The sequence below is a fragment of the Streptococcus sp. HMSC061D10 genome (genome assembly GCF_001808865.1).
In the GTDB taxonomy this organism is placed as follows: Bacteria; Bacillota; Bacilli; order Lactobacillales; family Streptococcaceae; genus Streptococcus.
Window position 1 is genome coordinate 2,023 of record NZ_KV795004.1, and the last position, 382, is coordinate 2,404.

The window sequence follows — 382 nt, forward strand, 5'->3', positions numbered from 1 at the left end:
GTACTCAAGTTGTAGTTTCTCTTTGATTTTAGCTAAGTCATCATCGGTTACTTTAGATGGATCTGCTACAGTAACTTTTTCAGTTGGAGTTGGAGTTACAATATCATATTTTTGACTTTGTGCCTTAAGCATGACACGGAATGAACCTGGGTCAGTTGCATTTGATGAACCTACGGCTTTATTCTCAATGAATGCACCATCAGCATCAGTTGCAGTTGCATAACGCCAGCCCAAAACCATACCGGCTGGATTTACTCCTTTAGTTGCTGCATCTAATGTTTCTTGTTTCAAACCATCTGTCGCTGCTGGAGTACCTCTATAGGTAATAACTGCTGGCGCATCTGCTGTTGCTGGGGTTTCAGTAGAGATAACATTTGCTTTA

1 protein-coding gene is annotated in these 382 nt (G+C 41.1%); it reads right to left on the reverse strand.

The window, feature by feature from the left end:
* Nucleotides 1-382 (reverse strand): hypothetical protein (locus HMPREF2728_RS10805; protein ID WP_186822186.1); only part of this gene is annotated, 382 nt, incomplete at both ends.